Source organism: Methylocystis sp. B8 (genome assembly GCF_005771425.1).
Taxonomy (GTDB): Bacteria; Pseudomonadota; Alphaproteobacteria; order Rhizobiales; family Beijerinckiaceae; genus Methylocystis.
This window is the reverse complement of sequence record NZ_VBTZ01000011.1, coordinates 22,588-37,700: the sequence shown is the minus strand read 5'-3', so window position 1 is coordinate 37,700 and position 15,113 is coordinate 22,588. Positions and strand designations below refer to the sequence as shown.

General features: G+C 62.6%; 7 protein-coding genes. 5 read left to right on the top strand and 2 right to left on the bottom strand.

Annotated elements, in window-relative coordinates; all coding sequences use genetic code 11:
- Window positions 1–253: 253 nt before the first annotated feature.
- The 5 genes from FEV16_RS14825 to addA are packed head-to-tail and all read left to right on the top strand — an operon-like array spanning window position 254 to window position 11,598.
- Window positions 254–2,758 carry an ATP-binding protein gene (locus FEV16_RS14825; RefSeq protein ID WP_138168390.1) on the top strand — a complete coding sequence of 835 codons (2,505 nt, stop codon included), beginning with the start codon at window positions 254–256 and terminating at the stop codon, window positions 2,756–2,758.
- A complete protein-coding gene (gene tsaE / locus FEV16_RS14820) occupies window positions 2,755–4,293 on the top strand; it encodes a tRNA (adenosine(37)-N6)-threonylcarbamoyltransferase complex ATPase subunit type 1 TsaE (protein ID WP_138168389.1) in 1,539 nt (512 codons plus the stop codon). The genes FEV16_RS14825 and tsaE overlap by 4 nt, the downstream gene beginning before the upstream one ends.
- 34 nt (window positions 4,294–4,327) lie before the next feature.
- On the top strand, window positions 4,328–5,020 hold the full coding sequence (locus tag FEV16_RS14815) for a nucleotidyltransferase family protein (protein ID WP_138168438.1): 693 nt from the start codon (window positions 4,328–4,330) through the stop codon (window positions 5,018–5,020).
- 3 nt (window positions 5,021–5,023) lie between these two features.
- Window positions 5,024–8,128, top strand: a complete 3,105-nt coding sequence (addB, locus tag FEV16_RS14810) for a double-strand break repair protein AddB (RefSeq protein WP_138168388.1) — start codon at window positions 5,024–5,026, stop codon at window positions 8,126–8,128.
- The gene (gene addA, locus FEV16_RS14805; protein ID WP_138168387.1) at window positions 8,125–11,598 is read left to right on the top strand and encodes a double-strand break repair helicase AddA; all 3,474 of its coding nucleotides are present in this window, start codon (window positions 8,125–8,127) and stop codon (window positions 11,596–11,598) included. Before addB ends, addA begins: the two co-directional genes overlap by 4 nt.
- A 13-nt stretch (window positions 11,599–11,611) precedes the next feature.
- Here addA and FEV16_RS14800 read toward each other — a convergent pair whose 3' ends face one another.
- Both FEV16_RS14800 and pnp read right to left on the bottom strand, forming a co-directional pair.
- Entirely contained in the window at window positions 11,612–12,685 is a 1,074-nt protein-coding gene (locus tag FEV16_RS14800; protein ID WP_138168386.1) for an AI-2E family transporter, read from the bottom strand.
- Window positions 12,686–12,886: 201 nt separating this feature from the next.
- Window positions 12,887–15,040 carry a polyribonucleotide nucleotidyltransferase gene (gene pnp / locus FEV16_RS14795; protein ID WP_138168385.1) on the bottom strand — a complete coding sequence of 718 codons (2,154 nt, stop codon included), beginning with the start codon at window positions 15,038–15,040 and terminating at the stop codon, window positions 12,887–12,889.
- Window positions 15,041–15,113: the final 73 nt, after the last annotated feature.

Genomic DNA, 15,113 nt, shown 5'->3' with positions numbered 1-15,113 from the left:
TTTGCGCTTAAGATTGAAGCTGATTCGCAAGCGGCGCGACGGGCGGCCTTTCGTCTTCCTGTCGACGGAATCTGTCCGCATGATCCTGCGCTCCGCAGGCTTTTCGTCCGTGTCCTGCGTGAACCGCTTACGGCGTTGTTGTGATGAGCGCCCGCAATTGACCGTGGAGACCGGTTCTCATGACGCGCCAAGCCGATCGCAACCAAGCCGATCGCCAGCATGCTGATCGCCAGCAAGCGGAGTCGTCCTCGCAATGAAGAGACGGCGGCGCGCGACCCATTATTCTGGCGCTCCCCCTTTTTCCGGCGCTTCGCTCGGGTCTCTGCTTTTATGGCTCGAGGCGACGCCGGCGCGCGCCGCTGGCGTTCTCGATGATCTGTCGTTCGATCCGCAAGTCGTCAGTTTCGCTTTCGGCGGGGGGTTGGCGATCTTCGCCGCCGCCATCGTCATAACGCATGTGCGCGAACGCGCCGTCTGGCGCCGGCGCGAAGCCGCGCTAAGCGCCGAAAGCGAGGACGCCCGCGCCCAACTCGACCGGGCGAAAACCTTTCTCGCGGCCGAACCGCAGATTTTCCTCGCCTGGAAGGCGGCCGACGCCGAACCGGACATCCATTCTTCCTCGCTGATGATGACAGGGGCTGCCGTCGCGCCGCGCCGGCTATTGGACTTTAGCGCCTGGCTTGCGCCCAAAGACGCTCAGGAGCTTGAGGGCGCCGTTGAACGTCTGCGAAAAAGCGGCGAAAGCTTTCGTTTGGCGCTTGGCGGCGTCGCCGGACGGCATTTCGACGCCGACGGTCGCGCGGTTGGCGGCAGCGCCGTACTGCGCATTCGCGAAGTCTCCGGCGACAGATTGGAGTTGATAGGCCTTCGCGAGCGTTACGCTGCGGCGCAATCCGAACTTGCCGGTCTGCGCGCGATGCTCAAGGCGCTGCCTGCGCCATTTTGGATACGCGACGACGCAGGCGAACTCATTTTCGTCAACGACGCCTACGCGCAGGCGGTGGAAGCGAAGAACCCGGAGGACGCCGTCGCCAGAAAGCTGGAATTGCTCGATCAGTCGGCGCGCAGCGCGGCTGAGCAAGCGCGCGCCAAAAACAGCGTTTGGCGCGAGCGGGTCAACGCGGTCGTCGCAGGCGAACGTCATCCGCTCGACGTGACGCAGGCCGCCCCCTCGGGGGCGGCCGCCGCCATTGCAATCGATCGTCACGAGGTCGAGACGGTTCGCGCTGATCTCGAAGAGCAGATGCAATCGCATGTGCGCACGCTCGATCAGCTGCCGACGGCGGTCGCGAGCTTCGATCGCGCGCGACGCCTTATGTATTGCAACGACGCTTACGCCAAACTGTGGCAGCTCGATCTCGCTTTTCTTGAACAAAAGCCCACCGACGGACAAATTCTCGACCGGCTGCGCGCCGAGCAGCGCGTGCCGGTAGAATCGGATTACAGAGCCTGGAAGGAACGGCTGTTCGAGGCTTACCATTCGCCGGAGCCCGTAACCCACACATGGCATCTGCCGAACGGCAGGATCGTCGATGTCGTCGCGCATCCGAATCCCCAAGGCGGCGTCACTTATCTCTATGACGACGCCACCAAGGCCTATGATCTCGAAACGCGTTTCAATGCGCTCGCCCGCATGCAGAGCGAAACGCTGGATACGCTCCATGAGGGCGTCGCGGTCTTTGGCTCCGACGGACGCTTGAGGTTCAGCAATCCTGCCTTCGCCCGCCTCTGGCGCCTCGATCCCGAGGAACTCGCGAAGAGACCCCGTTTCGAGGCGGTCGCCGCCGAATGTCGCGCGCTGCACTCCAAAGAGGAGACATGGGCGGCGCTACAGGGTTTCGTCACCGGCCTTAATGAAATGCGCGAAGGCTTGACCCGGCGCATCGAGCGCAACGATGGCGTGGTCTTGGATTGCGCGGCGCAACCTCTGCTCGAGGGCGCGGCGCTCCTCACCTTCGTCGATGTTTCCGCCGACGTGAGCGTCGAGCGCGCGCTCACGGACCGCAACAAAGCGCTGCTCGCAGCCGAAAAGCTACGCAATGACTTCATTCATCACGTCAGCTACGAGTTGCGGTCGCCCCTCAACAACATCAACGGCTTCGTGCATCTCCTCGGAGAGGCCTCGACCGGACCGCTCAACGCCCGCCAGCGCGAATATCTTGGCTACGTGAGCAAATCCTCGGCGGCGCTGCTCGCCATCGTCGATGATATTCTCGATCTTGCGACTATCGACGAGGATGCGATGAAGCTCGAATTTTCCGATGTCGACGTCGAGACGACGATGCGCGCCGCCATCGAAGGCGTACAAGACCGACTCATAGAGAATTCGATCGAGGTCCAGATCGTCGCGATGGACGATGTCGGAGCGTTCCGTGGCGACGCCAAGCGGGTGCGCCAAATCCTGTTCAATCTGCTTTCTAACGCCATCGGCTTCTCGCGTCCGGGCCAGACTGTCACGCTCGCCGTGATGCGACGCGAGAACGAAATCGTCTTCAAAGTGACCGATCGCGGGCGCGGGATTTCGCCGGAAATTCTAGAACGCGTCTTCGACCGCTTCGAATCGCATACCGCCGGTTCACGCCATCGCGGCGTGGGACTTGGTCTCTCGATCGTGCGCGCCTTCATGGACCTCCATGGCGGCAAGGTCTTCATTGATTCCGCGCCTGGCGAAGGCACGACCGTCACCTGCATCTTCCCGGCGCCTGCGGCGCATGAAGAAGAGCGTCTCGTCGCAGCGAGCGCAGGAGGCGCCGAATGAGCGACGAGTCACCGCAAAAAGCAGTCTGGCGCCTTGATGTCGGCAGCGAAGCCGGAACGGTCGAACTCGCGCAGGAGCTATCGACGATTCTTCGCAGCGGCGACGCCGTCATGCTCTCGGGCGACCTCGGCGCGGGCAAGACCACATTCGCCCGCGCGATGATCCGCGCCTTGGTCGACGACCCTGAGCTTGAAGCGCCGAGCCCGACCTTCACGCTGATGCAAATTTATGAAGGCGCCGGCAAGCGCGTCGTCCACGCCGACTTCTATCGGCTCGAGAACACTGTGGAACTTGATGGATTGGGCTGGGAGGACGCGACTGAAGACGCCATCGTGCTCGTTGAATGGGCCGAACGGGCGCGCGAAGCGCTCTCGCCCGATCGCCTCGAAGTGCGCTTGAGTTTCGTCGACGGCGACAATCGCGAGGCGCGACGGCTCACAATCTCCGGCTATGGCTCTTTCGTTCAGCGCCTTGCATTCCACAAGGCGCTGCGCGAACTTCTACAAAAGTCGGACTGGTCCGACGCCAAGCGCTCGTTCTTGCAGGGCGACGCCTCGACGCGCGCCTATGAACGGCTCGAAAAACCGGACGGGCGGCGCGCGATACTAATGATATCGCCGGCCCGACAAGACGGGCCGCCGATCCGCTACGGAAAATCATACAGCGCTATCGCGCGCCTCGCAGAAAATGTCGTTCCTTTCGTCGCATTGTCACAGGCGCTGCGCGGCCTGGGACTTTCCGCCCCTGAAGTCTATCGCAGGGATTTCGACGCCGGCTTGCTGATCATCGAAGATCTTGGCGGCGAAAGCGTCGTCGATGAGAAAGGCCCAATCGTCGAACGCTATCTCGAGGCGGCTGGCGCGCTCGCCTATCTCCATGCGCAACGTCTGCCGGACATGATCACGATCGAAGACGGCCGCAATTACCATATCCCGCCCTATGATCTTGACGCGCTGCTGATCGAGGTGGAGTTGGCGGTCGATTGGTATCTCCCCCACCTGAAAGCGTCCATTTCGTCCGGCGCACGCGCGATCTTTCTCAACCTTTGGCGCCAGGCGCTCATCGAGGCGGCGAGCGCTGCGCCCACGTGGACTCTGAGGGACTATCACTCTCCCAATCTCTTGTGGCTCGCGCAGCGCAAGGGCGTGTCGCGGATCGGCATCCTCGATTTTCAGGACTGCGTGCTTGGCCACCCCGCCTATGACGTGGCCTCGCTCGGGCAGGACGCCCGCGTCGACGTGTCCAATGAATTGGAGTTGAAGCTCCTCGCTTATTACGCCAAACTTCGTCGCGAAGCTGATTCTGGGTTTGACATGGCCGCTTTCGCCAAGGCTTACGCGATCTTGGCGGCGCAGCGCGCGACAAAAATTCTGGGGATTTTTGCGCGGCTCGATCAGCGCGATCGCAAGCCGCAATATCTCGTGCATCTTCCGCGCGTAGAATCCTATCTTAGAAAGAGCCTCCGCCATCCGGCGTTGGCCGACGTCAGGGCTTGGTATGAGGCCAATATCCCCGGCTTGTTTCGCGACGCCTGACGAGCGCGCGCTCGCGCATGCGCCGAGCGTCGCCATGGTGTTCGCCGCCGGGCTTGGGACGCGCATGCGGCCCCTCACCGACAAGATACCAAAGCCGCTCGTCTCGATCGCTGGCCGCACCCTGCTCGACCGCGCGCTTGACGCGTTTGAGCAGGCTGGCGTCGAAACTGCGATCGTCAATGTCCATCATCTTGCCGATCAAATCGAGGCGCATCTTAAGAACCGCACGCGACCGCGCATCGTCATTTCGGACGAACGCGCGCTGCTGCTGGATCAGGGCGGCGGAATCAAGAAGGCGCTCCCCCTGATCGGCGACAATCCCTTTTTCGTCTGCAACACCGACGCCTTCTGGATCGACGCGACGCGCTCCAACATCCTCGCGCTCGCCCAGGCCTTTGACGCCGACAAGATGGATGCGGCGCTCCTGCTCGCGCCAACGTCAGGAAGCGTCGGGGTCGACTGGGACGGCGACTTCGATCTTGATGACGCCGGCCGCATTATTCGGCGCGAAGGCCCGAAGCCCTATGTCTACGCCGGCGTTGGACTCATAAGGCCACAGCTCTTTACCGGCGTCGCGGATGATGTTTTCAAGCTCGCGCCCTTCTTCTTCGAAACTGCGCGCAAGGGGCGACTCTATGGCGTCGTCTCCAGCGGTCTCTGGCTTCATGTCGGCACCGTCGGCGCCATCGAGGAAGCCGAGCGGGCGATCGCCACGCGCAGGGGCTGAGCAGTGCTCACTCGTCGGCGCAATCTTTTCACCATCGCGCCAGGCGCGCCATTTCTGAAGACGTTCGTTTCGGCCTTGCTCAACGGCGAAATCGTTCCGGCTTTGTCGCGCGAAACGCCGCCGCTGACGATGGCGCGCGCCACGATCTATGTGCCCACTCAGCGGGCGGCGCGTGCGCTCTCCGCCGAATTCGCGCAGGCGCTGGATCGGCGGGCAACGTTGCTGCCGCGCATACTGCCGCTCGGCGCTCTGGAGGAGGGCGAGAACGCCGCTCTTTTCGGCGCAGACTTTGATGTTGCCGACGCGCCGCTCGGCGCGCCGATCGAAGAGCTGGAGCGGCGTCTTCTCCTGTCGCAGCTCATTCTGCAATGGGCGGAGGCGTTGGGACGCGCGATCATCTCGATCGATGCGACCGGCGCGCCCAATCTGCACGAGAGCGAACCGCTTCTTGTCGCCGCCACGCCGTCGGCGGCTTACACGCTCGCCGCCGACCTCGGCGCCCTCATTGACGAATTGCACATTGAAAATGTTTCGGTCGACGCCTTCGGGACGCTTAGCGATGACGCTTACAGCGATTTCTGGGCGATCACGACGCAATTTCTGCAGATCGCCTTGCGCGAATGGCCGCAAATTCTCGCCGAACGCGGACGCATCGACGCCAGCGCCTATCTGAAGCGCTTGATTGAAGCGCAGATTACGGAACTCAATCGGTCTCCGCCGGCGACGCCGGTGATCGCGCTCGGTTCCACCGGGACGCAGCCGACGACGACGCGGCTCCTCGCCACGATCGCTTCACTCGAAAATGGGGCAGTGGTTCTGCCGGGCCTCGATCAAATTATGAGCGCGGACGCCTGGGCGAGCGTAGGTCACACGGAGAAAGGCGGAGAGTCGGCCTTCACCCATCCGCAGACGATGTTGAAACGCTTGCTCGCCACCATGGGCGCTGCGCGCGACGAGCCTTGCGAACTCACGCAGCTGACCCCTGCCCTCGCGGCGCGGCGGGCCTTCGTATCGCAAGCGATGGCGCCTGCTGAAGCGACCTCAGCGTGGCGCGATTATCAGGTTACGCACAGCGGCGGTTTCGCGGAGGCGCTTGAAGGCGTCATTGCGCTGGAAGCCCCGGACGAGCGACTCGAGGCTTTGTCGCTCGCGCTCTTCATGCGCGAGGCGCTGGAGACGACAAGCCGCACCGCGGCGCTCGTTACGCCTGATCGACTCATTGCGCGGCGCGTCGCCGCCGAGTTGCGACGCTTCGACATAGAAGTTGACGATTCCGGCGGCATGCCGCTCGCGCGAACGTCCATCGGCGCTTTGGCGCGGCTCGTCGCGACGATCGGCTCGGATCGCGCCGGCGCGGTGAATGTCGCAGCGCTGCTTGCGCATCCGCTGACCGCGCTTGGACTTTCGAGCGAGCGAGTCTCAGCGCTCGCGCCGCTCATCGAGGTCGGGAGGCTGCGGACGTTTGCGCAGCCTGACTGCGGCTGGGCGCCTCGCGTGGCGGCAGCGCGCGAATTGGCGCGCGCGCCGCATGCGCATCCGGCGGCGCGCCGCATCAGCGACGATGACTGGCTTAAGATCGAAGACGCGCTTGAGCGCATAGACGCCGCTTTCGCGCCATTGGCGGCCTTGGCGCCGACGGCGTCGCTGTCCGATCGCGCGCGCGCGCATCGCGTCGCGTTTGAAGCCGTAATCTCTGGCGCCGATGAGTGTGGTGATGAAGGCGCAACGGCGTTGTTCGAACTCTTCGATCGGCTGACTCACGCCGAGGCGCCGGAAGGCTTTGACGCGCAAAACTACGTGGCGCTCTTCGATCGCATTCTTTCAGAGACAATGCTGCGCGGCCCAAGACGCGCGCATCCGCGGCTGAAGATTCTTGGCCCTTTGGAAGCGCGTCTGATCGACGCCGACCTCATCCTGCTCGCCGGACTTGATGAAGGCGTATGGCCGCCGCAGACCGACACAGGCGCCTTTCTCAATCGCTCGATGCGCGCGCAACTCGGCCTGATGGCGCCAGAGCGACGCATTGGCCAAAGCGCGCATGATTTCATCATGGCTCTGGGCGCAAAGCGCGTCGTGCTGAGCCGCGCCATTAAGCGTGACGGCGCGCCGACCGTGCCTTCGCGTTTTATCGCGCGTCTCTCGGCGCTTGCGGGCGACGCTTTCGACGACTGCAAGAAACGCGGCGACGCCATGCTCACGATCGCCGCCGCGCTCGATCGCCCAAAGGAGACGATGGCGATCGAACGGCCGCAGCCGCGTCCTCCTCTAGCGCTGCGTCCGCAGCGATTGAGCGTCACCCGCATCGAACGACTGCGGCGCGATCCTTACGCGATCTTCGCCGAATATGTTCTCAAACTCACGCCTTTGCCGCTCATGGGAACGGAAGCCGGGACGAGAGAAATCGGCATGGCGATACATGAAGCGCTTGCTGAATTCGTCATGCGCCATCCGCACGGCGCGCTTCCCTGTGGCGCGCGCGACACTCTGCTCTATCTCGCGCGCGAGAAACTCAACGGCTTCATGTCCGACTCCGCTTTCGTGAGCTTCCAATGGCCGCGTATCGAAGCCGGGCTCGGTCACGCGCTCGGCTTCGAACAGGAGCGACGCGCGCTCAATTGTGAAATCCATGTCGAAACGCGTGGCGAAATGGCGCTGACGCTCGCCGACGGCAGCACATTTCATCTAACTGCAATTGCGGATCGCATAGAGTTAGATCGGCAGGGCCAAGCCTATGTCTTCGATTACAAGACTGGCGCGCCGCCTTCCAACAAGCAGGTCAAAGTCGGCTGGTCGCCGCAGCTAACCCTGGAGGCGGCGATGATCGAAGCCGGCGCGTTCGAAAAAGTCGGCGCTCCGAGCGTCGCTTGCGCCGCTTACATTGGGCTGCGGAACGGCGGCAAGACGCAATGGCTTGAGTGGACAGACGCGCGCTTTGCCGAAGTCGTTGCGGCGCATCGCGTGCAACTTCAGGCGCTTTTGTCGCAGTTTCGCGATGAATCCATGCCTTACGCGTCGCGACCGCATCCAGCTTTCACGAGCGATGTCGGCGATTACGATCATCTGGCGCGCGTGAGGGAATGGATGCGCGGCGGTGGAGAGCCGGCATGAGCGAGCGTCCCGTCGGCAGCCTGACGATCAGGCGTCAGCAAACGGCTTCCGATCCCTTCGCGTCCGCGTGGGTTTCGGCGCATGCCGGGTCCGGTAAAACGCATGTGCTCGCGCAGCGCGTCTTGCGGCTGCTGCTCGCGGGCGCCCGGCCTTCGCAGGTTCTCTGCCTCACCTATACCAAGGCTGCGGCCGCCAATATGGGTTCGCGGGTTTTTGAGGCGCTGGCGCGCTGGGCGACGCTCGACGATGCGGCGCTAGCCAAGGAAATTGCTGAGATGGGCGCGACGGTCGAGTCGCGCATCGATCTTGATTTCGCGCGACGGCTTTTTGCGCGCGCCGTCGAGACGCCAGGAGGACTCAAGATCCAGACGATTCACGCCTTCTGCGAGAAGCTGCTTCACATCTTTCCCTTGGAAGCTAACGTTCCGGCTTCCTTCCGCGTCGTCGACGATCTTGAGCGCGCCGAGCTGATGGAGGCGGCGCGCCGCCGCGCGCTCGACGCCGCCATGCGGGACTGCGGATCGCTGCGAAAGGCGCTGGAGCTTGTCGCGCGCGACACATCCGCCGCGGGGTTCAAGACGCTCTGCGAGGAATTGCTGCATCATCGCCAGAAGATTGCGCGGCTGCGCGAGCAGGACGATTATGAAGCCAGAGTTTTCGCGGCGCTCGGTCTGACGACAGATGAAACTCTGGCGCGGATTGAAACTTCAATCATCGAGAAAGGCGAACCGCCGTCAGAGTGGCCGGCGCTCGCCCGAATGTTGCGCAGCGGTTCTGACAATGACTGCAAGCTCGCCAATTCGCTCGAGTCCGCTTTCGCGCTTGCCCCGCATCCGGACAGTATCGAAAACTATCTCTCGGCCTTTTTCACTACAGAAGGCGAACCGCGCGGCGCCGGAAAAACGAAAATCATTACACGTGGTCTCGCCGAGCGTGAGCCGCAGCTTCTCATGCGCATGGAGTCCGAGCGCGACCGACTCGCGCCGCTCGTCGAAAAGCGCAAGGCGGCCGCCGCCGCCGATCGCGCGCTGGCGATCCATGCGCTCGGCGACGCAATTATGGAAGAATATGAGCGCGCCAAGAGGCGTCGGGGATTGTTGGACTATGATGATCTGATCGAGGGCGCGCGACGCCTGCTCCATCGTTCGAATCCATCCTGGGTTCTCTATAAGCTCGACGCGCAGATTGACCATATTCTGCTCGATGAAGCGCAGGATACGAGTTCGGCGCAGTGGGACATATTGGCCGCGATCGCCGACGAATTTTGCGCCGGCGCCGGCGCGCGCGAGGCGAGAGGCCATCATCCGCCGCGAAGCTTCTTCGCCGTTGGCGACGAAAAGCAGTCGATCTTTTCGTTTCAAGGCGCAGCGCCCGAAAGATTCGACGCCATGCGGCGCGATTTCCGCCGGAGGTTCGAAGTTGTGGAGCGTCGCTTCGAAGAGGTGAGGCTCACCCAATCCTTCCGCTCGGCGCCTGGCGTGCTGCAAGCGGTCGACGACATTTTCGCGATCGAAGAGAATCGTATTGGCCTGTGCTTCGATCCGCAGGAGCCGGCGCCAAGGCACGAGGCGTGGAAATCCGATGTCGCCGCGCTCATTGAAATTTGGGAGCCGATCGGCGCAGAAAAGGCGCAGGACCCGAGCGATTGGCGTCTGCCGCTCGATTATGCCGACGCCAACGACCCCAATGAGCTTTTGGCGCAAAAGCTCTCGCGCAAAGTCAGAGCGCTGCTCGCGCCGGAAAACGGCGAATGTGTCGAAGATCGCGGCGAACTGCGTCCGGTCGCGGCCGGCGACATATTAATTCTCGTACGCAAGCGTGGCCCGCTCTTTGAAGCGATCATTCGCGCCTTGAAGAGCGAGCATGTCGCCGTGGCCGGCGCCGACCGCCTCAACCTCGCTGAGCACATCGCCGTGCATGATCTCGTGGCGCTCGGGCGCGCGGCGCTGCTGCCGCAAGACGATCTGACATTAGCGAGCGTCCTGAAGTCGCCGTTCTTCGGCTTCGACGACGACGATCTCGTCTCGATAGCGCCGACGCGCCGCGCTTCGCTCTTCGAGGCGCTCGAGCAGTCGGAAAAAGCGCGCTACAGGCACGCGGCCGAGCGGCTGCGGCGATCGCGGCGCGACGCCACTGAACTCGCCCCCTTTGATTTCTACAGCCGTGTTCTTGGCCCCGACGGCGGACGCGCGCAGCTTGTCGCGCGACTCGGCCGCGAAGCGGAGGACGCAATCGATGAATTCCTGAAACTCACGGCGAGTTTCGAACGCGAGCAACCGCCGTCGCTTACGATGTTTTTGGCGATGGCCGAGTCGCTCGATCTTTCGATCAAGCGCGACATGGAATCGGCCGGCGGCGCCGTACGGGCGATGACTGCTCACGCGGCGAAGGGGCTCGAGGCGAAAATCGTTTTTCTGCCAGACACCTGTGGCGCGCCTGCGGGCAAGCATGATCCAAAGCTCTATGCGCTCGGAGAGGCGGACGATGCGATTCTTCTCTGGTCGCTTGGCAAGGATAGCGATCCTGCCGCGCTCAAAGAGGCGCGCGATGCGCATCGCCGCAGCGAGCGCGAGGAAAGCCAGCGCCTGCTCTATGTCGCGATGACGCGCGCTGAGGAGCGGCTTTATATTTGCGGCGCTCATGGCGTGAATGGACGCGCCAAGGATTGCTGGTATGACGCGATCCGCAATGCGCTCGAAGCGAGTTGCGAAACTCTGCCCGACCCGCTTGAATCTGGACGGACCATCCTGCAACGTGGCGCGGTCCCGCGATGCCTTGATCTGCCGAGAAACGAGCCGGCCCCGGCCGCGGCCGAACTTCCCGCTTTCGCCACGACCAAAGCGCGGCGCGAAGATGCGCCGGCGCCGCCGTTGCGGCCATCGAGCGCGCTCGCCGGCGCGGACATCATCGACTTTGAAGTCGACGGCGGCGGCGCGAAGCGCGGCGAGGCCGAACGTCTACTGCAGGGCCGTTTCATCCACGCGCTGTTGCAACATCTGCCGGCCTGCGCGCCCGACCATCGGCAAGAGGCGGCGCGGCGTTTTCTCCAAGCGCGCGGCAACTTGCTCGACGAAGACAAACAGGAAGCGCTGGCGCAATCGGCGCTTTCGGTGCTCGCCGACCCCCGCCTCGCGCCGCTCTTTGGACCCGAATCGACTCCGGAGGTCGATGTCGTCGCGACGCTCGACAATGGAGCCGTCGTTTCAGGCCGCATCGACCGGATCGCCGAAACGGCGAACGAAGCGTTCATCGCCGAATTCAAGACGGGACGGCCGCGCGCCAAGATTGAAGGCGCGCATTTGCGTCAGCTCGCGCTCTACCGCGCCGCCGTCGCGCCGTTGTTTCCGGGCAAGCGACTCCGCTGTTTTCTAATTTTTACTCAGAACGCCAGCGTGCTTGAAGCCGATCAATCGGCGCTGATCGCCGCGCTCGAACAGGAGTTCGAACAAGACGCGAGAGTCGCTCACTAGGCGAGCGGTTGAACTAGGTCGGCTGATCGGGTCCGACCCGACGACGCCAGAATTCCAGCAACAGTGAACTGAGCGCCATGACGATCGGGCCAATGACAAGGCCCGAAGCGCCGAACAGCTGAAGGCCGCCGAGCATCGCGATGAAAGCCGGAACCGTGTGTAGGCGCATGCTGTCGCCGATGAGCAGCGGCCGAACAAGATTGTCGACGGTGGAGATAACCACACCGCCCCATAGGCCGAGAATGATGGCCGCGACCCACCGGCCCTCGATCAAAAGGTAGATCGTCGCCGGAATCCAAATGACGAAGGAGCCGAGCACCGGCACGATCGATACAAGCCCCATGATCAAGCCCCAGAGCACCGGCGAGTTCAAGCCGAGCACCCAGAACATGAAGCCGCCAAGGAGACCCTGCAAACCTGCGACCGCCAGAGTTCCGAAAATGATCGCGTGAATCGTATCCCGAACGCGCACGATAATCTTGCCGGTTTCGAGATTTGAAAAGGGCGACAACCGCACAAGCGTCTGCAGCGCCACCGCTCTGTCGCGCAAGAGAAAGAAGAGAAGATAAAAGGCGAGCAGGGTCGTGATGATCTGACCCGTCGACGCGCGTAAAACATTTGCGGCGATATTGGTGAAGAACGCCCCGAGCTGCGAGAAAATTGCCTGGAGATCAAATCTGCGTTCGATCCAGCTTTGAAAACTGCTGAGCCAAGGATGCGCATCGAGCATCGTTTGCCAGTCGCCTTGCTGCACAGCTTTCTGGACATAGTCGACGCCTGCGGCGGCCTCGCTGACGATCCGCTCGATCACGAGCAACAGCGGTCCCACGACAACAAGGCCAACGATCAGAATAGAGACAAGGGCCGCGACGGAAGGCGGCAAAAAGCGCTCCAATAGACGGTGAGGACTAATAAACAGAACCGCAAGCACAAGCGCCCAAGTGAGCGCAGGCAGGAAAGGCGCGGCGACCAGCAGCGCGGCGCAGATGAAGGCGAGCGTGACAGCGAGTCGGGCGAGGACGAAAACGTCAATCGAAAGAGCAGGCTCTTGTTCAACGAGCGCCGCCGCTTCCAGCTCATCGTCCATTGTTCGCCTCTGTTGCTACCCGCCTATAGACAGGGCGCGTCGCGGGCTTGGCAAGGCGCGGGAATGGCGAGTTTCTCCGAGTGGCGAATGACCCCTGGCGACGCCGCGTCGACGAGCTTTGTGAAAAATGACTTGTCTTGGCCAAAGACTTGGCTTGGCCAAAGAAAAGGGCGGCTTCTGAGAAGCCGCCCTTTTAAGGGTTTACCCTTCGCTCGCCGCTGCGGCTTCCCGTTCGGCCTTTTCCTTGGCCTCGAGGTCCTCGCCGGTCTCTTGATCGACGGCGCGCATCGAGAGGCGCACCTTGCCGCGGTCGTCGAAGCCGAGAAGTTTGACCTTCACGCGGTCGCCTTCCTTCACGACATCCGTCGTCTTGTTCACGCGCTGCTTCGATAGCTGCGAAATGTGAACGAGACCGTCCTTGGCGCCGAAGAAATTGACGAAGGCGCCGAAGTCGGCGGTCTTGACGACCGTGCCTTCGTAGATCATGCCGACCTCTGGATCAGAGGCGATCGACTTGATCCAGTTGATCGCCGCTTTGATCGAATTGCCGTCGGAGGATGCGACCTTCACCGTGCCGTCGTCTTCGATGTTGATCTTGGCGCCGGTCTTCTCGACGATCTCGCGGATGACCTTGCCGCCCGAGCCGATGACGTCGCGGATTTTGTCAGTCGGGATCTTCATCGTTTCGATACGCGGCGCGAATTCGCCGAGTTCGGCGCGCGAGCTTGCGATCGCCTTCGCCATTTCGCCGAGAATATGCATGCGGCCGTCCTTCGCCTGAGCGAGCGCGACCTTCATGATTTCCTCGGTGATGCCGGCGATCTTGATGTCCATCTGCAGCGAGGTCACGCCATTGCCTGTGCCGGCGACTTTGAAGTCCATGTCGCCGAGATGATCCTCGTCGCCGAGAATGTCCGAGAGCACGGCGAAGCGCTCGCCTTCGAGAATGAGGCCCATGGCGATGCCGGCCGTCGGCGCCTTGATCGGCACGCCGGCGTCCATCAGCGCGAGCGACGTGCCGCAGACCGTCGCCATCGAAGACGAACCATTGGACTCGGTGATCTCGGAGACGACACGCAGCGTGTACGGGAATTCGGCCGCCGCCGGCAGCATCGGACGAAGGGCGCGCCATGCGAGTTTGCCATGGCCGATCTCGCGACGGCCGGGCGAACCCATGCGCCCCGTCTCGCCAACGCTATAGGGCGGGAAGTTATAGTGGAGCAGGAAACGCTCCTTATAAGTGCCCTCGAGCGAATCGACATATTGCTCGTCTTCGCCGGTGCCCAGCGTCGCAACGACAAGCGCCTGAGTCTCGCCGCGCGTAAACAGCGCGGAGCCATGCGTGCGCGGAAGAACGCCGACTTCGGCGACGATCGGACGCACAGTCTTCACGTCGCGACCGTCGATGCGCAGGCCGGTGTCGAGAATATTGTTGCGTACGACTTTAGCTTGAAGCTCCTTGAAGATCTCTGCAATCTGCTCCTTGGAGAACTTCGACTCGCCGCCCTCCGGCGCGAGCGCCGCCATCACCTTCGCTTTCACCGCATCAACCGCGGCATAGCGCTCCTGCTTTACCGTGTTCTTATAGGCTTCGCGCAGATCAGCCTCGGCGATCTCCGCCACAGCCTTCGAAATTTCGCTCGTATCGGACGTAGCGAGTTCACGCGGGTCCTTGGCGGCGCGTTCAGCCAAGCGAATGATCGCGTCGATCACGGGCTGGAAGCCGCGATGGCCGGTCATGACCGCTTCGAGCATCGTCTCTTCGGAAAGCTCCTTGGCTTCCGACTCGACCATCAGCACGGCGTCCTGCGTGCCAGCAACGATGAGATCGAGATCTGAGAGCTTCATCTCCTCGATCGTCGGATTGAGCTTGAGCTGGCCGTTGATATAGCCGACGCGCGCGCCGCCAACAGGTCCCATGAAGGGCACGCCCGAAAGCGTTAGCGCCGCGGACGCCGCGACCATAGCCAGAATGTCAGGATCGTTTTCGAGGTCATGCGACAGAACGGTCACGATCACCTGCGTGTCGCAGCGATAACCATCCGGAAAGAGCGGGCGGATCGGCCGGTCGATCAAGCGCGAAACCAGCGTTTCACGCTCCGAAGGACGGCCCTCGCGTTTGAAATAGCCGCCGGGAATGCGGCCCGCGGCGAAGGCTTTTTCCTGATAGTTGACGGTGAGCGGGAAAAAGTCTTGGCCGGGCTTTGGCGCCTTGGCGGAAACGACGGTTGCGAGCACGGTCGTTTCGCCCCAACTCGCCATGACGGCGCCGTCGGCCTGACGTGCGACTTTGCCGGTCTCGAGCACGAGCTTGCGCCCTGCCCATTCGAGTTCTTCGCGATGAATCTGGAACATGCTGGTCTTTCTCTGATGAACCTGCGGTTCGTCATGAGCAAGACGGCGAGAAGCTGCGGCAGCGATGTTTCTT

Excerpts from the sequence above, each read along its gene's own strand:
- FEV16_RS14825 (WP_138168390.1), top strand. The coding sequence starts at position 254 with ATGAAGAGACGGCGGCGCGCGACCCATTATTCTGGCGCTCCCCCTTTT.
- tsaE (WP_138168389.1), top strand. The coding sequence starts at position 2,755 with ATGAGCGACGAGTCACCGCAAAAAGCAGTCTGGCGCCTTGATGTCGGC.
- FEV16_RS14815 (WP_138168438.1), top strand. The coding sequence starts at position 4,328 with ATGGTGTTCGCCGCCGGGCTTGGGACGCGCATGCGGCCCCTCACCGAC.
- addA (WP_138168387.1), top strand. The coding sequence starts at position 8,125 with ATGAGCGAGCGTCCCGTCGGCAGCCTGACGATCAGGCGTCAGCAAACG.
- FEV16_RS14800 (WP_138168386.1), bottom strand. The coding sequence starts at position 12,685 with ATGGACGATGAGCTGGAAGCGGCGGCGCTCGTTGAACAAGAGCCTGCT.
- pnp (WP_138168385.1), bottom strand. The coding sequence starts at position 15,040 with ATGTTCCAGATTCATCGCGAAGAACTCGAATGGGCAGGGCGCAAGCTC.